Source organism: Arthrobacter sp. H41, from assembly GCF_000520535.1.
In the GTDB taxonomy this organism is placed as follows: Bacteria; Actinomycetota; Actinomycetes; order Actinomycetales; family Micrococcaceae; genus Arthrobacter_D.
This window is the reverse complement of sequence record NZ_KI914830.1, coordinates 16,786-18,814: the sequence shown is the minus strand read 5'-3', so window position 1 is coordinate 18,814 and position 2,029 is coordinate 16,786. Positions and strand designations below refer to the sequence as shown.

Sequence of the window (2,029 nt, the reverse complement as noted above, 5' to 3'; positions counted from 1 at the left end):
TTCCCTGCCGCGCTGCCGCCTCGGCCGGGTCCGTCGATTCCCCCGGCGCGCGGAACAGGCCGACGACTCGCCCGCCAGCAGCGAGGAGCCGGACCGCCTGCCCGAGCTCGAGCAGGGGTGCGGCGAGGTCGCCGGGCGAGGACACGTCGTCGAGGACGACGACCGCCGCGCTCAGCGTTTCTCCCGGACGTGCATGGCGGCGGATCTCGAGGTCCCAAGACAGCAGTTCGCCGGCCAGCTCATCGGCGCCGGTACCGGAGCCGACGACGAGAACGGGGTGGTCCGCGAGTGCCGCGCCCGGCGTGTGGCGCCGGAGCACCGCGGGCCGTGGGAGGCCGAGCGACCTGGCGATCCGTGCGGGAAGTGGATTGTTGATGAGCTCAAGGTACTTGTCGGCCATGGTTCAGCGCGCCTCGAGGATGGCGACGACGCCCTGGCCGCCCGCGGCGCACACGGAGATGAGTCCGCGCCCCGAGCCCTTCTCGGAGAGTGCCTTGGCCAGCGAGGCGACAATACGTCCGCCTGTGGCCGCGAAGGGGTGGTGAGCTCAAGGTACTTGTCGGCCATGGTTCAGCGCGCCTCGAGGATGGCGACGACGCCCTGGCCGCCCGCGGCGCACACGGAGATGAGTCCGCGCCCCGAGCCCTTCTCGGAGAGTGCCTTGGCCAGCGAGGCGACAATACGTCCGCCTGTGGCCGCGAAGGGGTGGCCTGCTGCAAGCGATGATCCGTTGACGTTGAGTTTGGCGCGGTTGATGCTTCCCAGCGGCCCGTCGAGTCCCAGCTGGTTGCGGCAGAACTCCTCGTTCTCCCAGGCGGCAAGCGAGCTGAGGACGGTGCCGGCGAAGGCCTCGTGGATTTCGAAGAAGTCGAAGTCCGCGAAGGTGAGGGAGTTGCGCTGGAGCAGCCGTGGCAGGGCGTAGACGGGGGCCATGAGGAGCCCTTCGTCGCCGTTCACGAAGTCCACGGCAGCGGCCTCGGCGTCCACCACGTTCGCCAGCATCGGCAGGTTGTGCTCCCGGGCGTAGTCCTCGGAGCCCAGCAGCACCACGGAGGCGCCGTCGGTGAGAGGCGTCGAGTTGCCCGCCGTCATGGTTGCCGGTGTGGGCAGTGCCTTGCCGAACACGGGCTTGAGTGTGGCGAGCTTCTCACGGGAGGTATCGGCGCGCAGGTTGGCGTCCCTGGTGAGACCACGGTAGGGCGTCACCAGGTCGGTGAAGAAGCCCCGCTCATAGGCGGCGGCGAGGTTGGTGTGGCTCTGATACGCCAGTTCGTCCTGCGCTTCCCGGCTGATCTCCCAGGCCGCCGTCGTGAGCGCCTGGTGCTCACCCATGGACAGCCCGGTGCGTGGCTCACCCGTGGTCGGGGCGTTCGGGGCCAGGTCCTTCGGGCGCAGCCTGGCCAGCGTCCGGATCTTCTGCTGGGTGGTCTTCGCGCGTGAGAGGTCGAGCAGGACGCGGCGGAGCCCTTCGCTGACCGCGACCGGGGCATCCGAAGCGGAGTCGACTCCACCGGCGATCCCGGACTCGATCTGCCCCAGTTTGATCTTGTTGGCGAGTCCCACCACGGTTTCGAGTCCCGTTGCGCAGGCCTGCTGCAGGTCGTAGGCGGGCGTCGTGGGCGAGAGGGCGGATCCCAGCACTGCTTCGCGCGTGAGGTTGAAGTCGCGGGAGTGCTTGAGCACCGCTCCTGCCGCAACCTCTCCGATCCGCTCCCCCTGCAGTCCGAAGCGCGCCACCAGGCCGTCCAGCGCTGCGATGAGCATGTCCTGGTTGGAGGAGTAGGCGTACGGGCCCCCGGAACGGGCGAAGGGGATACGGTTCCCGCCGATCACCACTGCCTTCCGGACGGGAGCACTGGCGGGAATGGCAGATTCTGGCATGGAGGATCTCCTGGTGACAATCGAAGGGATGCGCGGAAGTTATCGATACCAAGCGTACCTGATACGCTGGGTATCATGAACTCAGCCGCATTGTTTCCGGGCACCTCCGCGCGCGCTTCGGCGCCTGGTGCGGCTTCCGCTGCGGTGT

The 2,029-nt window shown here is 68.6% G+C and carries 1 protein-coding gene and 2 pseudogenes; all 3 read right to left on the bottom strand.

What is annotated here, in order from left to right:
* A pseudogene (locus Y705_RS23290) lies at positions 1 to 400 on the bottom strand (3-oxoacyl-ACP reductase); the annotation flags it as partial.
* A 3-nt stretch (positions 401 to 403) separates the two neighbouring features.
* A pseudogene (locus tag Y705_RS21485) lies at positions 404 to 529 on the bottom strand (hypothetical protein); the annotation flags it as partial.
* Positions 530 to 570: 41 nt separating this feature from the next.
* Positions 571 to 1,881: an acetyl-CoA C-acetyltransferase gene (locus Y705_RS0114615; RefSeq protein WP_026533393.1), complete on the bottom strand. Its 1,311-nt coding sequence runs from the start codon at positions 1,879 to 1,881 to the stop codon at positions 571 to 573.
* Between the last annotated feature and the right edge of the window lie 148 nt (positions 1,882 to 2,029).